Origin of the sequence: Nonomuraea sp. AD125B (genome assembly GCF_041402765.1) — a bacterium.
Lineage (GTDB): Bacteria > Actinomycetota > Actinomycetes > Streptosporangiales > Streptosporangiaceae > Nonomuraea > Nonomuraea bangladeshensis.
The window spans coordinates 697,170-710,856 of the sequence record NZ_JBGLOU010000002.1 but is presented as its reverse complement, the minus strand read 5'-3'; the positions used below and the strand labels follow the sequence as shown (position 1 = coordinate 710,856).

At 71.5% G+C, this 13,687-nt stretch carries 16 protein-coding genes; 8 read left to right on the top strand and 8 right to left on the bottom strand.

Annotated elements, in window-relative coordinates:
* Positions 1 to 46: 46 nt before the first annotated feature.
* Positions 47 to 481 carry a hypothetical protein gene (locus ACBR40_RS08270; protein WP_344207414.1) on the bottom strand — a complete coding sequence of 145 codons (435 nt, stop codon included), beginning with the start codon at positions 479 to 481 and terminating at the stop codon, positions 47 to 49.
* Positions 482 to 630: 149 nt separating this feature from the next.
* Here ACBR40_RS08270 and ACBR40_RS08265 point away from each other — a divergent pair, with 149 nt between their 5' ends.
* From ACBR40_RS08265 to ACBR40_RS08255, 3 genes are read left to right on the top strand one after another with little or no spacing between them, the layout of a single operon-like run.
* A complete protein-coding gene (locus tag ACBR40_RS08265) occupies positions 631 to 1,209 on the top strand; it encodes a PadR family transcriptional regulator (RefSeq protein WP_371248162.1) in 579 nt (192 codons plus the stop codon).
* Positions 1,206 to 1,457, top strand: a complete 252-nt coding sequence (locus ACBR40_RS08260) for an NAD-dependent epimerase/dehydratase family protein (RefSeq protein ID WP_371248161.1) — start codon at positions 1,206 to 1,208, stop codon at positions 1,455 to 1,457. Before ACBR40_RS08265 ends, ACBR40_RS08260 begins: the two co-directional genes overlap by 4 nt.
* Before the next feature lie 8 nt (positions 1,458 to 1,465).
* Positions 1,466 to 1,933, top strand: coding sequence for a hemerythrin domain-containing protein (locus ACBR40_RS08255; RefSeq protein WP_371248160.1), 468 nt, complete (start codon positions 1,466 to 1,468; stop codon positions 1,931 to 1,933).
* 16 nt (positions 1,934 to 1,949) lie between these two features.
* Here ACBR40_RS08255 and ACBR40_RS08250 read toward each other — a convergent pair whose 3' ends face one another.
* Together ACBR40_RS08250 and ACBR40_RS08245 are read right to left on the bottom strand one after the other, a co-directional pair.
* Positions 1,950 to 2,876 carry an NADP-dependent oxidoreductase gene (locus ACBR40_RS08250; RefSeq protein WP_371248159.1) on the bottom strand — a complete coding sequence of 309 codons (927 nt, stop codon included), beginning with the start codon at positions 2,874 to 2,876 and terminating at the stop codon, positions 1,950 to 1,952.
* 27 nt (positions 2,877 to 2,903) lie between these two features.
* Positions 2,904 to 3,515, bottom strand: coding sequence for a TetR family transcriptional regulator (locus tag ACBR40_RS08245; RefSeq protein ID WP_371248158.1), 612 nt, complete (start codon positions 3,513 to 3,515; stop codon positions 2,904 to 2,906).
* Between the two features lie 147 nt (positions 3,516 to 3,662).
* Between ACBR40_RS08245 and ACBR40_RS08240 the strand changes: the two genes are divergently transcribed.
* A complete protein-coding gene (locus tag ACBR40_RS08240; protein ID WP_371248157.1) occupies positions 3,663 to 4,424 on the top strand; it encodes a trans-aconitate 2-methyltransferase in 762 nt (253 codons plus the stop codon).
* Between the two features lie 33 nt (positions 4,425 to 4,457).
* On the opposite strand, the gene ACBR40_RS08235 is transcribed toward ACBR40_RS08240, so the two are convergent.
* Both ACBR40_RS08235 and ACBR40_RS08230 read right to left on the bottom strand, forming a co-directional pair.
* Positions 4,458 to 5,876, bottom strand: a complete 1,419-nt coding sequence (locus ACBR40_RS08235) for an MFS transporter (protein ID WP_371248156.1) — start codon at positions 5,874 to 5,876, stop codon at positions 4,458 to 4,460.
* Positions 5,873 to 6,331 (bottom strand): MarR family winged helix-turn-helix transcriptional regulator, encoded by a 459-nt coding sequence (locus ACBR40_RS08230; RefSeq protein WP_371248155.1) that lies wholly within the window; start codon positions 6,329 to 6,331, stop codon positions 5,873 to 5,875. Before ACBR40_RS08230 ends, ACBR40_RS08235 begins: the two co-directional genes overlap by 4 nt.
* Before the next feature lie 111 nt (positions 6,332 to 6,442).
* Here ACBR40_RS08230 and ACBR40_RS08225 point away from each other — a divergent pair, with 111 nt between their 5' ends.
* A complete protein-coding gene (locus ACBR40_RS08225) occupies positions 6,443 to 9,364 on the top strand; it encodes a tetratricopeptide repeat protein (protein WP_371248154.1) in 2,922 nt (973 codons plus the stop codon).
* Between the two features lie 14 nt (positions 9,365 to 9,378).
* Here ACBR40_RS08225 and ACBR40_RS08220 read toward each other — a convergent pair whose 3' ends face one another.
* Positions 9,379 to 9,861, bottom strand: coding sequence for a winged helix-turn-helix transcriptional regulator (locus tag ACBR40_RS08220; protein WP_371248153.1), 483 nt, complete (start codon positions 9,859 to 9,861; stop codon positions 9,379 to 9,381).
* Between the two features lie 129 nt (positions 9,862 to 9,990).
* On the opposite strand from ACBR40_RS08220, the gene ACBR40_RS08215 reads away from it, so the two are divergent.
* Complete coding sequence (locus ACBR40_RS08215; protein ID WP_371248152.1) at positions 9,991 to 10,989, top strand: hypothetical protein; 999 nt, start codon at positions 9,991 to 9,993, stop codon at positions 10,987 to 10,989.
* Between the two features lie 79 nt (positions 10,990 to 11,068).
* On the opposite strand, the gene ACBR40_RS08210 is transcribed toward ACBR40_RS08215, so the two are convergent.
* Together ACBR40_RS08210 and ACBR40_RS08205 are read right to left on the bottom strand one after the other, a co-directional pair.
* Complete coding sequence (locus ACBR40_RS08210; RefSeq protein ID WP_344207427.1) at positions 11,069 to 11,506, bottom strand: hypothetical protein; 438 nt, start codon at positions 11,504 to 11,506, stop codon at positions 11,069 to 11,071.
* 163 nt (positions 11,507 to 11,669) lie between these two features.
* Positions 11,670 to 12,257 carry an isochorismatase family protein gene (locus ACBR40_RS08205; RefSeq protein WP_371248151.1) on the bottom strand — a complete coding sequence of 196 codons (588 nt, stop codon included), beginning with the start codon at positions 12,255 to 12,257 and terminating at the stop codon, positions 11,670 to 11,672.
* A 278-nt stretch (positions 12,258 to 12,535) separates the two neighbouring features.
* On the opposite strand from ACBR40_RS08205, the gene ACBR40_RS08200 reads away from it, so the two are divergent.
* Both ACBR40_RS08200 and ACBR40_RS08195 read left to right on the top strand, forming a co-directional pair.
* Positions 12,536 to 13,300: a PIG-L family deacetylase gene (locus tag ACBR40_RS08200; protein WP_371248150.1), complete on the top strand. Its 765-nt coding sequence runs from the start codon at positions 12,536 to 12,538 to the stop codon at positions 13,298 to 13,300.
* 19 nt (positions 13,301 to 13,319) lie between these two features.
* Complete coding sequence (locus ACBR40_RS08195) at positions 13,320 to 13,670, top strand: hypothetical protein (protein ID WP_371248149.1); 351 nt, start codon at positions 13,320 to 13,322, stop codon at positions 13,668 to 13,670.
* Positions 13,671 to 13,687: the final 17 nt, after the last annotated feature.

The window sequence follows — 13,687 nt, the reverse complement described above, 5'->3', positions numbered from 1 at the left end:
TGTTTCCTCTGGTGATGGCATTGGACGACGGATGACGGTCGTCGTCCTATACGCGCATCACACAGAGACTCTCCGGATGCTGTCCGGGCGAGAGGCGGCTGCCTGCCTCGACGGGCGACGGCCCGCCGCAGGTCCGGGCGGCGGGCAGGACGGCGCTCGCCTGCAGGGTCGAGGGAGCCGGCACGGCGGCCGGGCCGGTCGCCGAGCAGTCCTGCTCGGTGCCGTGCTGGTGGCGCGGAGGCAGGCCCCGATGCAGGCAGACGGCGTTGTGCACGGCATGGCGCGCGGTGTCCGGCGGCTCTGCCGCGCGCACATCGGCGCTGTGATCGGCCGATTCCGCCATCTCCAGGGCGGCGCAGGCGCCACCGTGCGCGAACACCGCGCCGATCATCATGGCGATGACGAACACCACGCGCGCCAGCAGCCCGCCCCTGCCGGAATCGGCCGGGCGGCGGGAACGGGTCGTTCGGGTCGCGAGCATCACGGGTGATGATGCCCACCGGGCGACGGCGTGCGCCGGGTGCTGGCAAATGATCGGGTAAAGCTCGCCCCTGCCGTCGGCTGATCTGCATCTCCCGCTTGAACTACTCGCGTTTGACTAGCCTAACCTACTCGTGTTTGAGTAGCCGGGTGAGTGACGTACGCATGTTCGTGCTCGGCGCCCTGCTGCGCGGTCCGATGCACGGCCATCAGATCCGCCGGCAGGCGCAACTGGACCGCACCGAGCTGTGGACCGACATCAAGGTGGGCTCCCTGTACGGCGCCCTGCACCGGCTGGTCGCCGAGGGCGCGATCGAGGTGGTCCGCACCGAGCAGGCGGGGGGCCCGGCGCGGACGGTGTACGCGCTCACCGCGGCCGGACGCGAGGAGTTCATCGCGCTGCGCGACCGGACGCTGCGCGAGGTCCGGCTGCGGCCCGACCCGGTGGACCTCGCGCTGCACTACGCCGACGACCTCGGCGAAGCGGACCTGAGGGCCCTGCTCGGCGACCGGCGCGACGCGCTGATCGCCCGGCTGACGGCCTGGCGGCACCAGCGCGAGCAGGCCGAGCCGTACCTGCGCGGGCTGGAGCCGATGACCTTCGATCACACCACGGCACGCCTGCGGGCCGAGATCGCCTGGCACGAGAGCCTGCTGGAGCAGCTGCCGAAACTGCTCGCCGCGGGCGACCGCGGCCAGGCGCCGACAGCGGAAGGACGGCACGGATGATCCTGGTGACCGGAGCGACCGGCCTGGTGGGGCGGCACCTCATCACCACGCTGCGCGGGGACGGCACCGAGGTGCGCGCCCTCAGCCGCCGTCCCGAGACCGCCGGCCTGCCGTACGAGACCGACCTCGCCGCCGTCGCCGCGGTCGCGCTCAGGGGCGGGCACGCGGACCGCCGGCACTCGCTCGCCGGGCTCCCCGCCCGGGGTTTCGCACAGTGGGCCGCCGAGCACGCCGGCGACTTCCGCTGAGCACCGTCATGCCGCGCAACCGCATCATCGCCTGGCATCGGGAGCTGCAGGACGTCCACCACCGCCTGGAGAAGGCGCTGGAGGACGCCCGCAGGGCCATCCGCTCCGGCGAACGCGCCCAGAGCCTCAAGCCCGAGCTCCGCGGCTTCTGCTACACCTTCTGCTCCGCCCTGGGCAGCCATCACCGCAGCGAGGACAGCGACTTCTTCCCGGCCTTGCTGCGGCAGCTGCCCGAGCTGGAGCCCACCATCGCCCGCCTGGGCCGTGAGCACGAAGTCCTCGCGCGCCTGCTCGCCGACTTCCAGCTGAGCCTCGACGACCCGCGGTCATCGCCGCAGCAGCTCTTCCGCCAGATCAACGACATCAAGGCCGCGATGAAGGCCCACTTCGGCTTCGAGGAAGGCTCACTGAACAGGGCACTTCATGCTCTTGACGCCCCGGAGAGCGCCAGGAGCCGGATGTTCGGCGACGTCTGACGGATCTCCGGCCCGGTCAGTCGAACCGCAGGACGAACCGCCCGCGGACGCCGCGCCGTTCGAGCGAGCGGTGCGCGTCGGCGGCTCGGGCGGCGGGCAGCCGGCCGGCCACGCGGACGGTGAGCCGTCCGTCGCCGGCGAGTGCGGCGAGCCGGTCGAGCTCGGCCGCCGCCTCCACGTAGTCGCGGACGAAGATCGGGACGACGCGGACCCGGTCGGTCCCGTCGCCCTGGTAGCCGCGTACGGTGACGACGGTGCCGCCGTCCTTGACGGCCGGGAGCGCGGCGGCCTCCAGCGCGGCGGCGTCGAGCAGCCCTTCCACGCCGCCGGGGTGGCGGCGCCGGACCTCCGCGGCGAAATCGTCTCCTCGCGGCACGACCTCGTCGGCCCCGCAGTCGCGTACGAAGGTCTCGTCCTGCCGGGCGGCGTCGGCGACGACGACCAGCCCGGCCAGCTTGGCGAGCTGGACGAAATACCCGCCGACACTGCCGGCGGCGCCGGTCACGGCGACCGTCGCGCCGGCCGGGAGCGCCAGCGTGTCGAGCGCGAGCTGCGCGGTGAGCCCGTTCATGGGGACGGTGGCGGCCTGGGCGTGCGAGAGCCCGGCCGGGATCCTCGCGACCGATCGGGCCGGCACGACCAGGTCCGCCCGGTAGCCGCCGTGCTCGCCCGAGGGCACCACGATGGCCATGACGGCGTCCCCGATCGTGAACGGGCGGTCGACGGCGGGGCCGATCTCGGTGATCACGCCGGCGACCTCCATGCCCGGCACCCGCACCGCGTCCGCCTCGTCCGCCTCGTCCTGTCGGGGACGTGCACGGATCATCGCGTCGACCGGGTTCACCGTGGCGCTGGTGACCCGGATCCTCACCTGGCCGGGTCCGATCGGTTCGGCCGCGAGGTCGAGCTCGCCGAGAGCGTCCGGTCCGCCTGGTCGGGTCACTCCGATTGCTTGAACCACGGTGGTTCGTCACTCCTTGTTCGTCGCGGGCGCGGGGGTCTGAAGTCCTTCGAGCAGCAAGCTGCACACCTCGTCGAGCTCGCCGCCGATGCCGGGGCTCTGCCATTCGGCGGCATGGGCGAGGTGGTTGAACTTGGCGGTGGCGTGGAAGACCACGCGGGCGGTGGCCGCCGCGTCGCCGGTGCGGAAGCTGCCGTCGGCGGCGCCGTCGGCGATGATGGCCGCCAGCTGGCCCAGCAGGTCGGCGACGTGGTCGGTGGCGACGGTGCTGTGCGCGGCCGCGAGGATTCCGTAGGCGGCGAACAGCTCCGGGTCCTCACGGATCTTGGCCTGCTTCACGGCCAGGACGGCGTGCAGCCAGGCACGCAGTCGTCGCGCCGGCGGGACCGTACGGTCGGCCGCGAGGACGGCGAGGGTGTCCCGGTTGCGGTCGAGCCAGCGCCGGGTCACCGCCTCGCGCAGCGCCTGCTTGGAGGCGAAGTGCTTGTAGACGGCGGCATGGGTCACCCCGAGCGCCCGCGCGACGTCGACGACGGTCGCTTTGTCCGGTCCGTGGCGGCGCAGGATCTCCTCGGTGGCCGCCAGGATGGTGTCCGCGTCCAGCGGGCTTCGGGCAGGCATCAGCGGCACACCCCGTCGTCACCGAGTCTTCTCCGTTCCATACGACGAACGCTAAGCGGATCGGTGACAAATTTCAAATCTTGTAACCAGTAACCGTGACGGCGGGAGGGGTGTGCGGCCGGATCAAGGTTTCCTAGGATCGGGCCCATGACGACGAACCGGGTTCGGGGACGGGTGTTCGGCGAGATCGCCGACGAGTACGACAGGATCCGGCCGAGCTATCCGGCCCAGCTGGTCGCCGACGTCCTGGCCTATGCCGGGCCGCCGGCGCTGGAGGTGGGCGCGGGCACGGGGAAGGCGACGGAGCTGTTCGCGGCGCACGGCATCGACCTGGTGGCCACGGAGCCCGATCCGGCGATGGCGGCGCTGCTGGCCCGGCGCGTCGCGGACCGGCCGAACGTGACGGTCACCGTCTCCACGTTCGAGGAGTACGTGCCGGAGCGGCGCTTCGGGCTGCTGTTGTGCGCCCAGGCCTGGCACTGGATCGACAAGGAGGTGCGCTGGCAGCGGGCCGCCGCGGCGCTGGCCCCAGGAGGAGGGATCGCCCTGTTCTGGAACGCCGACTGGCCCAGGGACCCCGAGGTGACGGCCGTGCTGCGGGCCGCGCACCAGGAGTTCGCACCGCATCTCACCCTGAACACCGGCCCGATCAGCGACCCGGCCGGCGAGGAGGCGTGGGCGGCGGACATGGGGGTGCCACCCGGGTTCGGAGACCTCGGCACCCGGAGCTATCGGTGGGAGCGCACGCTGTCGGCGGCCGACTACATCGCCTACCTGTCCACCCAGTCGGCCTACCGGCTCCTGGACGAGGACGTGCGCGAGAGGCTGTTCGGCGCGCTCAGGCACGGACTCGGCGCGCAGGTGAGACTGAACGTGGAGACCAAGCTGTACCTGGCTCGCCACCTGTAGGCCGCGCTCTCGTACGTCGCGACGGCATCTGACTCAAGAGTCGGTCTCGGACGAGCGCCGGCGGGCGAGAGCGAGGCTGGTCAGCGTCGTGATCGCCATGGCGCCGATGCCGATCAGCGCCGCGGTCGTGTAGGCGCTGTCGTCGGGGAAGAGGTGGCCGGGGCCGGTGCCCGCGGCGAGGATCAGGCCGCCGACGGCGCTGCCCAGGGAGTATCCGACGCTGCGGACGACGTAGTTGAAGCTCATGGCGCTCGACGTCTCGCTCTTGGGGGTGACGGCCAGGATGACGCCGGGCATCGCGGCCGAGAACCCGCCGACGCCGAAGCCGAGCACGCCCATCGCCACGAACAGTTCGGCCAGGTCCGACCGGGCCGCCGCGAACAGGGCGAACCCGCCGCCGACCACGACGGCGCTGCCGGCCAGGAGCAGGGGGTCGGCGATCCGCGCCCGGACCCGCGGCGTGAGCTTGCCGGCGACGAACCCCAGCACCGAGAACGGGATGAGGACCAGCCCGGCGACGAAGGTCGTCAGCCCGAAGCCGTAGCCGGCGCCGTGCGGCGTCTGCGCGTACCGGGTGATGAGCGTGAGCAGGAGGTACATGCCGATCCCGCCGACGAACATGGCGAGGTTCGCCCCGGCGACCGCCGGGTGCCGCACCGCCCGCACATCGACCAGGGGCGTCGTGCTGCGCAGCTCGATGACGGCCCAGACGCCGAGCAGCACCACCGCGACCACGGCGAGGCCCGCCGCCACGGCGAGGTGCCGGCTCCACAGATCCCGTTCGCCGGCGAGGAACAGCACCAGGAGCAGCGCGGCGGCCAGGACGACCGCGCCCGCCACGTCCACGCGGGCGGAGCGGCCTTCGGGGGCTTCGGGCATGGAGCGCCACGCGGTCAGGAGGGCGGCGGCGGTGACGACCAGGCCGAAGCCGTAGGCGGCCCGCACTCCGCCGAGCTCGGCGAGCAGTGCGGCCAGCGGGTAGCCGACGCCGGCCCCGATGATCGAGACCACCGAGATCAGGGCGATCACGGACGCGCTGCGCTCCTCGGGGAGGTGGTCCCGGGCCACGCCCATCATCAGCGCCGTCAGCCCGAGCCCGACGCCCTGGGCCGCCCGGCCGGCCAGCAGCCACGCGAACGGCAGCGGCAGCACGGTGAGCGCGCTGCCGGCGACGACGACCGCCAGCGTGACGAGGATCGCGGCCCGCCGGTGCGGGCCGGCTCCGAGCCTGCCCAGAACCGGCGTGGCGACGGCGCCGCTGAGCAGCGCGACGGTCAGCGTCCACTGCGCGCTGCCGAGCGAGACGTGGAACGAGGTCGCCACGCTGGTGATGAGCGGCGTCCCGAGGCTGGCGACCGCCGCCACGACCAGAGCGATGAACATCAGGGCGGGGACCAGCAGCCGCCCCTCGGTACGCGTCACCGCGACCCCCGCGGCCGGCTGCCCGTTCACCGCTTCGGCCCTTCGCGGTCCTGGCTTTCGAGCTCTGCCAGGTGCTTCAGCGCCGGAAGGGCCGCCACCAGCGCCTCGACCTCGTCGCCGGTGAGCTCGCCGATCAACCGCTCGAACGCGTGGACGCCTGCCTGGCGCCGCTTGCGGACGTAGGAGGCGCCGGCCTCGGTCAGGCACACCAGCGTGACCCGCTTGTCGGACGCGTCGCCGCGCCGCTCGACCAGTCCGGACTCCTCCATCACCCGGACCAGGGCGGTCATCGCGGGCTGGGTGACGCCCTCGACCGCGGCCAGATCGGTGATGCGCCGCGGTCCGGTCCGGTCCAGGGTGGCCAGGGTGGCGGCGGACGTCAGGCTCATGTCACGGGGCAGGCGTCTCACGGCCCTGGTGGCCAGCCCGTAGAGGGCTGCCCCGATGGCGGCGGCCGCCCCGGGAGCGGGGTCCTGATGACTCACGCCAAAAGCATAGCATTTTTATATTCATAGCTTATGTAAATCCGGCACGGCCGCCGTCACCGGCGTGATGGCACGGTTCGCGACCCCGGCCTCTGGACAGGCTCTGGATGTTTGCTGAACACTGTGGCGGTGCTGGTCGTCCAAGTGCTCGGCCGCCTCCGGGTGTGGCACGATGATCGCGAGGTCGACGCCGGGCCGCCCGCCCGCCGCCTGATGCTGGGGGTCCTGGCGCTCAACGCCGGGCGGCTCACCACCCGCCGGGAGCTGATCGAGTCACTGTGGGGCGAACGGCCGCCCTCAAGCGCGGTCAACGTGCTGCACACCCACACCAAACACCTGCGCCGCCTGCTCGACCCCCGCCACAGCCCACGCGGCCAGGACGGCGTGCTCTCCACCGTCGGCGACGGCTACCTGCTGCGCCTGCCGGACGACGCCCTCGACCTGCTGCGCTTCCGGCGTACGGTGGCGGCCGCCCAGCAGGCCGCGAACCGCGGCGACCCGGCCCGAGCCGCCACGCTCTTCCGCGAGGCCCTGCGGCTGTGGGAGGACGACGAACCCCTCTGCGACCTGCCCGCCCTCGAAGACCACCCGAAGGTGTGGGGCCTCAAGACCGAGCGCCGCCGCGCCCAGCTGTCCTACTGGGATCTGATGCTGCGCGCGGGCAACGCCGCCGAGATCATCGGCGCGCTGGCCGTGCAGGGCGCCGCGAACCCGCTCGACGAAGCCGTACAGGCCACACTGATCCGCGCCTACCAGGCGACAGGCCAGCGGGCCATCGCCTTCGAACGCTACGAGGCCACCCGCCGCGCCCTCGCCGACGAACTCGGCGTCGAACCGAGCGGCGAACTCCGGCAGGCACACCGGCAACTGCTGGAGGAACACGAGAACCGCGACCCGCCGACGATCCCGCGCCAACTCCCGGCACCGGTGCCGGACTTCACCGGACGCGCCGACGAACTCTCCCTGCTCGACGCCGCCCACACCCACCGCCCACCGGGCATCGCCATCATCTGCGGCACCGCGGGCGTCGGCAAGACCGCCCTCGCCGTCCACTGGGCCCACCACAACCGCGAACGGTTCCCCGACGGGCGCATCCACCTCGACCTGCGCGGCGACGACGCCCAGCACGCACTGTCCCCGTACGAGGCACTCGGCCGCCTGCTCACCGCCGTCGGCGTGCCCGACCACGACATCCCGGCCGACACCCAGTCGCGGACCGCCCGCTGGCGCACCGAGACCGACGGCCGCAGACTGCTCGTCCTGCTGGACAACGCGGCCACAGCCGACCAGGTACGGCCCTTGCTGCCTGGCACGCACGACACCCTCATGCTCATCACCAGCCGCGACAGACTCGCCACCCTGGCCGCCCTGCACGGCGCACACCGCATCGAACTGGACCTGCTGCCCCACCCCGACGCCGCCCACCTGCTGCGCCGGCTGCTCGGCGAACGGGCGGGCACCGATCCCGGCAGCGTCGACACGCTCGCCGCCATCTGCGCCCGCCTGCCGCTCGCGCTGCGCCTGGCCGCCGAGTACGCCGCAGCACAGGCCCACCTGCCGCTCGCCGGCGTGGTCACCCGCCTGCACCGCGCCGGACCCCTGGACCTGCTCGACTGGGGCGGCGCAGCGGCCATCCGGCACGTCTTCGGCTGCTCCTACCGCCTCCTCGACCCCGAGGCGCAGCGCCTGTTCCGGCTGCTGAGCCTGAACCCGGCGCCCCACTCCACCCCGGCCTGCGTCGCGGCACTGGCCGACCTCGACGAGATCGGCGCGGCCCGGCTCCTGCACCGCCTCGCCTCGGCGCACCTGCTGCGCTGCGACGCTCTGGGCCGCTACGGCTTCCACGACCTGCTGCGCGCGTACGCCACCGAGATGAGCCTCGCCACCGACGGCGACGCCGAACGGCAGGCCGCCACGGACAGGCTGCTCAACCACTACTGCGAGACCGCCGTCGAAGCCGGCGACACCCTCTACCCCGGCTGGAGCGGAAGCAGGAGGCACGCCGGACTCGCACTCGAACCCGGCGGCGTCACCCTCTCACCGGACGCCGCACTGTCCTGGCTGGACAGCGAACTGGCGTCGTTCGGCACGATCTGCCAGTTCGCGGTCCGACAGGGACGCCCGGAACGGGCCGTCACCCTCGCCGCCGCCCTGCACCGCTACCTGGAAGCGGGTCACGGCACCGAAGCCCTGTCCATCTACGCATGCGCCATCGACGCCGCCCGGCAGGTGGCGGACCCGCAGGGCGAGGCGCACCTACGCACCAACACCGGAGTCATCCTGCGCCTCCTCGGCCGATACGCCCCGGCCGTCGACGAGCTGAGCCAAGCCCTGGAGCTGTGCCGGCGCACCGGCAACCGCCACGGCCAGGCCCGCGCGCTGTCCAACCTCGGCATCATCGAAGAACGCCTCGGCGACTTCACCTCGTCGGCCGCCCGGCACAGCGAGGCCATCGCCCTCTACCGCGACCTCGACGACCCCTTCGGCCAGGCCGCGGCGCTCACCAACCTCGGCAACCTCGAGGAGTCGATCGGCGAACACGCCGAGGCGGCACAGCACCTCCTGGCCGCGCACGACATCTTCGCCACGCTCGGCGAACGTTCCGGCCAGGCCATCGCCCTGTGCAACCTCGGCCAGATCCACACCGCGCTCGGCGACGACACGCTCGCCGTCGCGAAACTACGCGAGGCGCTGGACCTGTTCCGCGAGATCGAGCACCGCGACGGTGAAGCGACCGCGCTGAGCAACCTCGGCACCGCCCTGTGCCGCCAGGCCAAGTTCGACGAGTCCCTGTGCCACCTGGAGCAGGCACTGGACATCTTCCGCTCGACCAGGCACCGGTACGGCGAGGCCAGCGTCCTCAACGCCATCGGCGAGACGCTGCACGCCCTGGGCCGTGACGGCGAGGCGGCACAGCGGCACCGGCTGGCGCTGGAGATCGCCGCCGAGACGGGCGACGAGGACGAACGCGGCCGCGCGACCGCCGCACTCGAAAGCCTCGCTGAGGCGCGGGAGGCGCGGCCCGACGAATGACTCGCCGCCTGCCGCTAGCGGCGGCGTCCGTGGGCGATGCGGTCGGGGGGCATGCCGGGGCCGATCGTGGCCCGGATCTCGGCCGGATCGTCCACCCGGCCGCAGTGGGCGCACACCGTCTGCTGGGTGACTCCGGCGCCGCACTCCGCGTGGGTGTAGAGGATCGGCGGCTCGCCCTCGGTGGACCAGCGGTCGCCCCATTCGGTGAGCGCGACCAGCGCGGGCGCGAGGGCGCGCCCTTTCTCCGTCAGCAGGTACTCGTACAGTTCGGGCTGGTCGGAATATCTGTGGCGCCGCATGATCCCTGTCTCGACGAAGCCGTCGAGTCGCGTCTTGAGCACGTTGGTCGCGATGCCCAGGCGGCGGTTGAAGTCGCTGTAACGGGTCGCCCCCGCGAACAGGGCGTCACGAATGATCAGCAGGCTCCAGCGTTCGCCGACCAGCTCCAGCGCGCGTGCGATCGAACACACCTCTGAGTCGTACGTCCTCCCCAGCATGCGGCCAGTCTACCGGCCTGCTTGCTTCATGAAAGTGGCACGATTACCGTTACTTGCATGACGCAAGTCACCAGGAAGCAGAGCCTGAGCTCGTCCGGAGTGGCCGGAAGCCCACTTTTCCTGGGTTCCTTGGACGAGGTGCACGTCGACGTGGCGCGCTCGCCCGGCGCGACGCTCTTCTCCGTCGTGCGGGACGTGCTCGGCGACGCCGGCGGCGGCGTACCCCAGCCATGGCGCCACGCCGTACGCACCGCGCTGCCCGCCGACGCGGCGGCGCTCGTCAGCCCCTTGCTCAACACGGGGAAACGCTGGATCCCCGACGCCCTCGCGCTGACCGACCACCTCCGCACCACCAGCATGCGCGCCATCCTCGACGAAGTGGACGGTCTCGACCCGCGGGCGCTCGCCGACGAGGTGTCCGACCTCTACCGCACGTCGATGCCCCAGCCCTGGCAGCGCTTCGTCGAAGCCCCCGGAGCCTTCCTCGCCGCCTACGGACAGGTGTTACGAGCCGCCTGGACCGTCATGGAGCCGCTGTGGGCCCGGGCCGACGGCCTCATCGCCCGAGAGACCGAACGCATCGGCGCCGCCGTCGTCAGCCGCGGCCTCGACGCCGTGCTGAACGCTCTGAGCGCCTCTCTCCGCTACGCCGACGGCACGCTCTGCCTGCCCCATTCGCCCTGCCCCCGCCACCGGTCCGACCTGGACGGACGCCGCCTGATGCTGGTGCCGCTCGCCTCGGGGTTCACCGCCGGCATGTACAACGCCCAACGCGACGACTACGTCTGGATCGGCTACCCTCTGCCCGGCCTGGGCCGCATCGCCACCCGCACCCACCCGGCGCCACCTCCCGCCCCCGACAGCGCGCTGACCCAGGTCCTGGGACCCATCAGGGCCGCGATCCTGCGCCAGTCGTCCTCGCTGCCGTCCGTCAGCGAACTCGCCCGCCACCTCCACCTGGGCGTCAGCACCATCACCTACCACTGCCGGCAGCTCGCCGCCGCGGGGCTGCTGCACCGGGAACGCCACGGCCGCGAGGTCCGCCTCCGCCTGACCCCCCGTGGCACGGAACTCCTCGACCTGCTCACCGGACCGCCGGAAGGGGTGCGAGCCCGCGGGTCCCGCTGACGGCCGCCCCCGTGCCACGGCCGAGGCCAGGAGGCGCGTACGCACCCCCTGGCCTCAGGCGTCGTCAGGACGCAGCGGGTCAGGCATAAGCGCTGATCACCAGGTTCGCTCCCGCCGATCCACCGCAGTACCCGGTGAAGGTGGCGAGGTATTCGAATACCGTCACCCGCACGATGGGGCTGGGCGTGATGAAGTCGACGTACAGTATCGAATAATTGTGCGGGGCGGCCGGCTCGGGATAGACGATCTGACGATTTCCGTTGTTGTCGATCAGGAAGACCCGCTGGATGTTCGCGATGTGGTTGGTGCCGTTCCAGAAGGCCAGGCGGGTCACCCGGAACCCATTCCCGTAATAGTGCCAGTTGACCTCGGTCGAGATGCTGCCGTTGGCCTGGACTGGGTTGCATTCGGCGCCGTAATAGATGGCGTTGTAGCCGTTGCCGGGCCGCTGCTGCTCACTGGCGGAGGCCGACGCCGAGGTCGTCTGCGCCAGAAGTGCGGTGAGGGTGATGGCCACGATCAACCATGGCCGTAATGTGCGTCGAATGAACGCTCGCATGGTGTCCCACCATTCCGGTTTGAAGGTGTACGGCGGTGCCGTGTTCCGCAATTGATGGTGACGTGCACACGACCGGAGGAACAAAGCTTTCGAATTCTTTGAAAAGGCCGGGCCGGACTGCTCAGGCGACGACGGGTTCGCCGCTCAGCGCGACACCGGCCTCGCGCAGCTCGTCCAACGCGGTGCGCGTGGTGTCGGCGGCGACGCCGGCGGTGTAGTCGAGAAGGACCCGCACCGCGAAGCCGGCGCGCGCTCCGTCCAGCGCGGTGGCCTTCACGCAGTGGTCGGTCGCGATGCCCACCACATCGAGATCGGTGACGTCGCGGGCCTTCAGCCAGGCCGACAGCGTCTCGCCCTCCTGAGTCAAGCCCTCGAAACCGCTCTTGGAGGCGGAGTGGGCGCCCTTGAAGAAGACCTCGTCGACGTGCCCGGAGGCGACAGCGGGCGCGAAATCCGGATGGAACTCGCCTCCCTCGCTACCGACGACGCAATGCACGGGGAACGAGTCCCGGAAATCGGGGTTGTCGGAGAAGTGAGCGCCCGGATCGATGTGGTGGTCACGGGTGGCGACGACGAAGGCGTACTGCCCATCGGCGCGCCGGATCAGCTCGGCGATGGCGGCGGCCCGATCCGCGCCCCCCTTCACCGGAACGCTGCCGCCCTCGCAGAAGTCCTTCTGCACATCAACGATGATCAGTGCACGGCTCACGGACAATCCCCTTTCTCAGGTGTAGCTGTCCTGCGGACACCCTTCCGGTGGGCAGACACACCTCTCGCCGAATGCCGGCAGACCGGCGGCATTCGAGGCCACACCTACCCCACGGTGACGTTCGGAACATGAATCATCACTCTACGTACTCTACTTGGAGGGACAGGTGAACTCCACCGTGCTGCTGCCCGCGGGACCGCGAACCTGGTTCGAGGGTTCAGCGGCTCGCGGAGGAGGGGCGTTACGATGACCAGCCGTTGATCACTTTGGAGGTGCATGTGGATTTTCGGGTGCTGTGCGTGCATGCGCATCCGGACGACGAGGCGATCTGGACCGGTGGGACGCTGGCCAAGTACGCCGACGAGGGCGCCAGGACCGCCGTCGTCACGTGCACGTGGGCCCAGGGCACTCAGCGGGTCGCGGAGCTGGAGCGTTCGCTGGACATCCTCGGCGCCGGCAGACCGAGGTTGCTCGGCTACGCCGACGCCCGCAACCCCGCATCCGCGCCCGGCAGCCCACGTTTTCTGGATGTGCCACTCGACGAGGCGGTGGGACGGGTCGTCGCGCACATCAGGGAGTTCAGGCCTGATGTCGTGCTCACCTATGACGGCTACGGCGCGTACGGACATCCGGATCACGTTCAGGTGCACCGGGTGACCATGGCCGCGGTCGAAGCGGCCGGGTACGACCAGCTCTACCGAGACCTGGGCGATCCGTGGAGGCCGCGCGCGCTCTATCTGGCGACCATCCCGCGGTCCGTCGTGGTGTCGCAGTGGCAAGCGGTGTTCGGCACGCTTCCTGAGCCGGGCCAGAAGCTGCCGGGCGTCCCCGACGAGCAGGTCACCACCCACCTCGATGTCGGGCGGTGGGCCGAACGCAAGTGGGCGGCCATGCACGCGCACGAGTCCGAGGTCGGGCGTGGCGCGTCGATGACCTTGCTCACCTCACTGCCGGAGGAGGCCCGCGCTCAGATGCTGGCGAACGAGTGGTATCGGCGCGTCTCCTATGCCGGCGCCCCGGAGACCACCCTTTCAGGACCTTGATACCGACCTGCCGTGCCCGGTGGCCCGCCGTTCCCTGCTCAAGGAGGCGATGGCGGGGTTCGCCGACGCCGGGCGGCGGCCGTGGCTGACGGCGCTCCTGCTGTTCTCCCCGGTCAGCCTCATGTTCGTGATCGCGCCCAGCCAGGTGCTCCTGCCCGTGCTGAGCCGGGACACGTTCGGCTCCTACACGGCGTACGGCACGGCCCTGGCGTGCTACGGCGCCGGCGGGCTGATCAGCAGCGTCACGATGATGGCCTGGCGGCCACGGCGACCGGGAGTCGTGGCCATGTGCGCGATGGCGCTGTATGCCCTCGTCCCGCTCGGCCTGTTGTACGCCTCTTTGGCCTCATGCCGTTCGGCCAGGCCCTGACCGGGCCGCTGACGGAC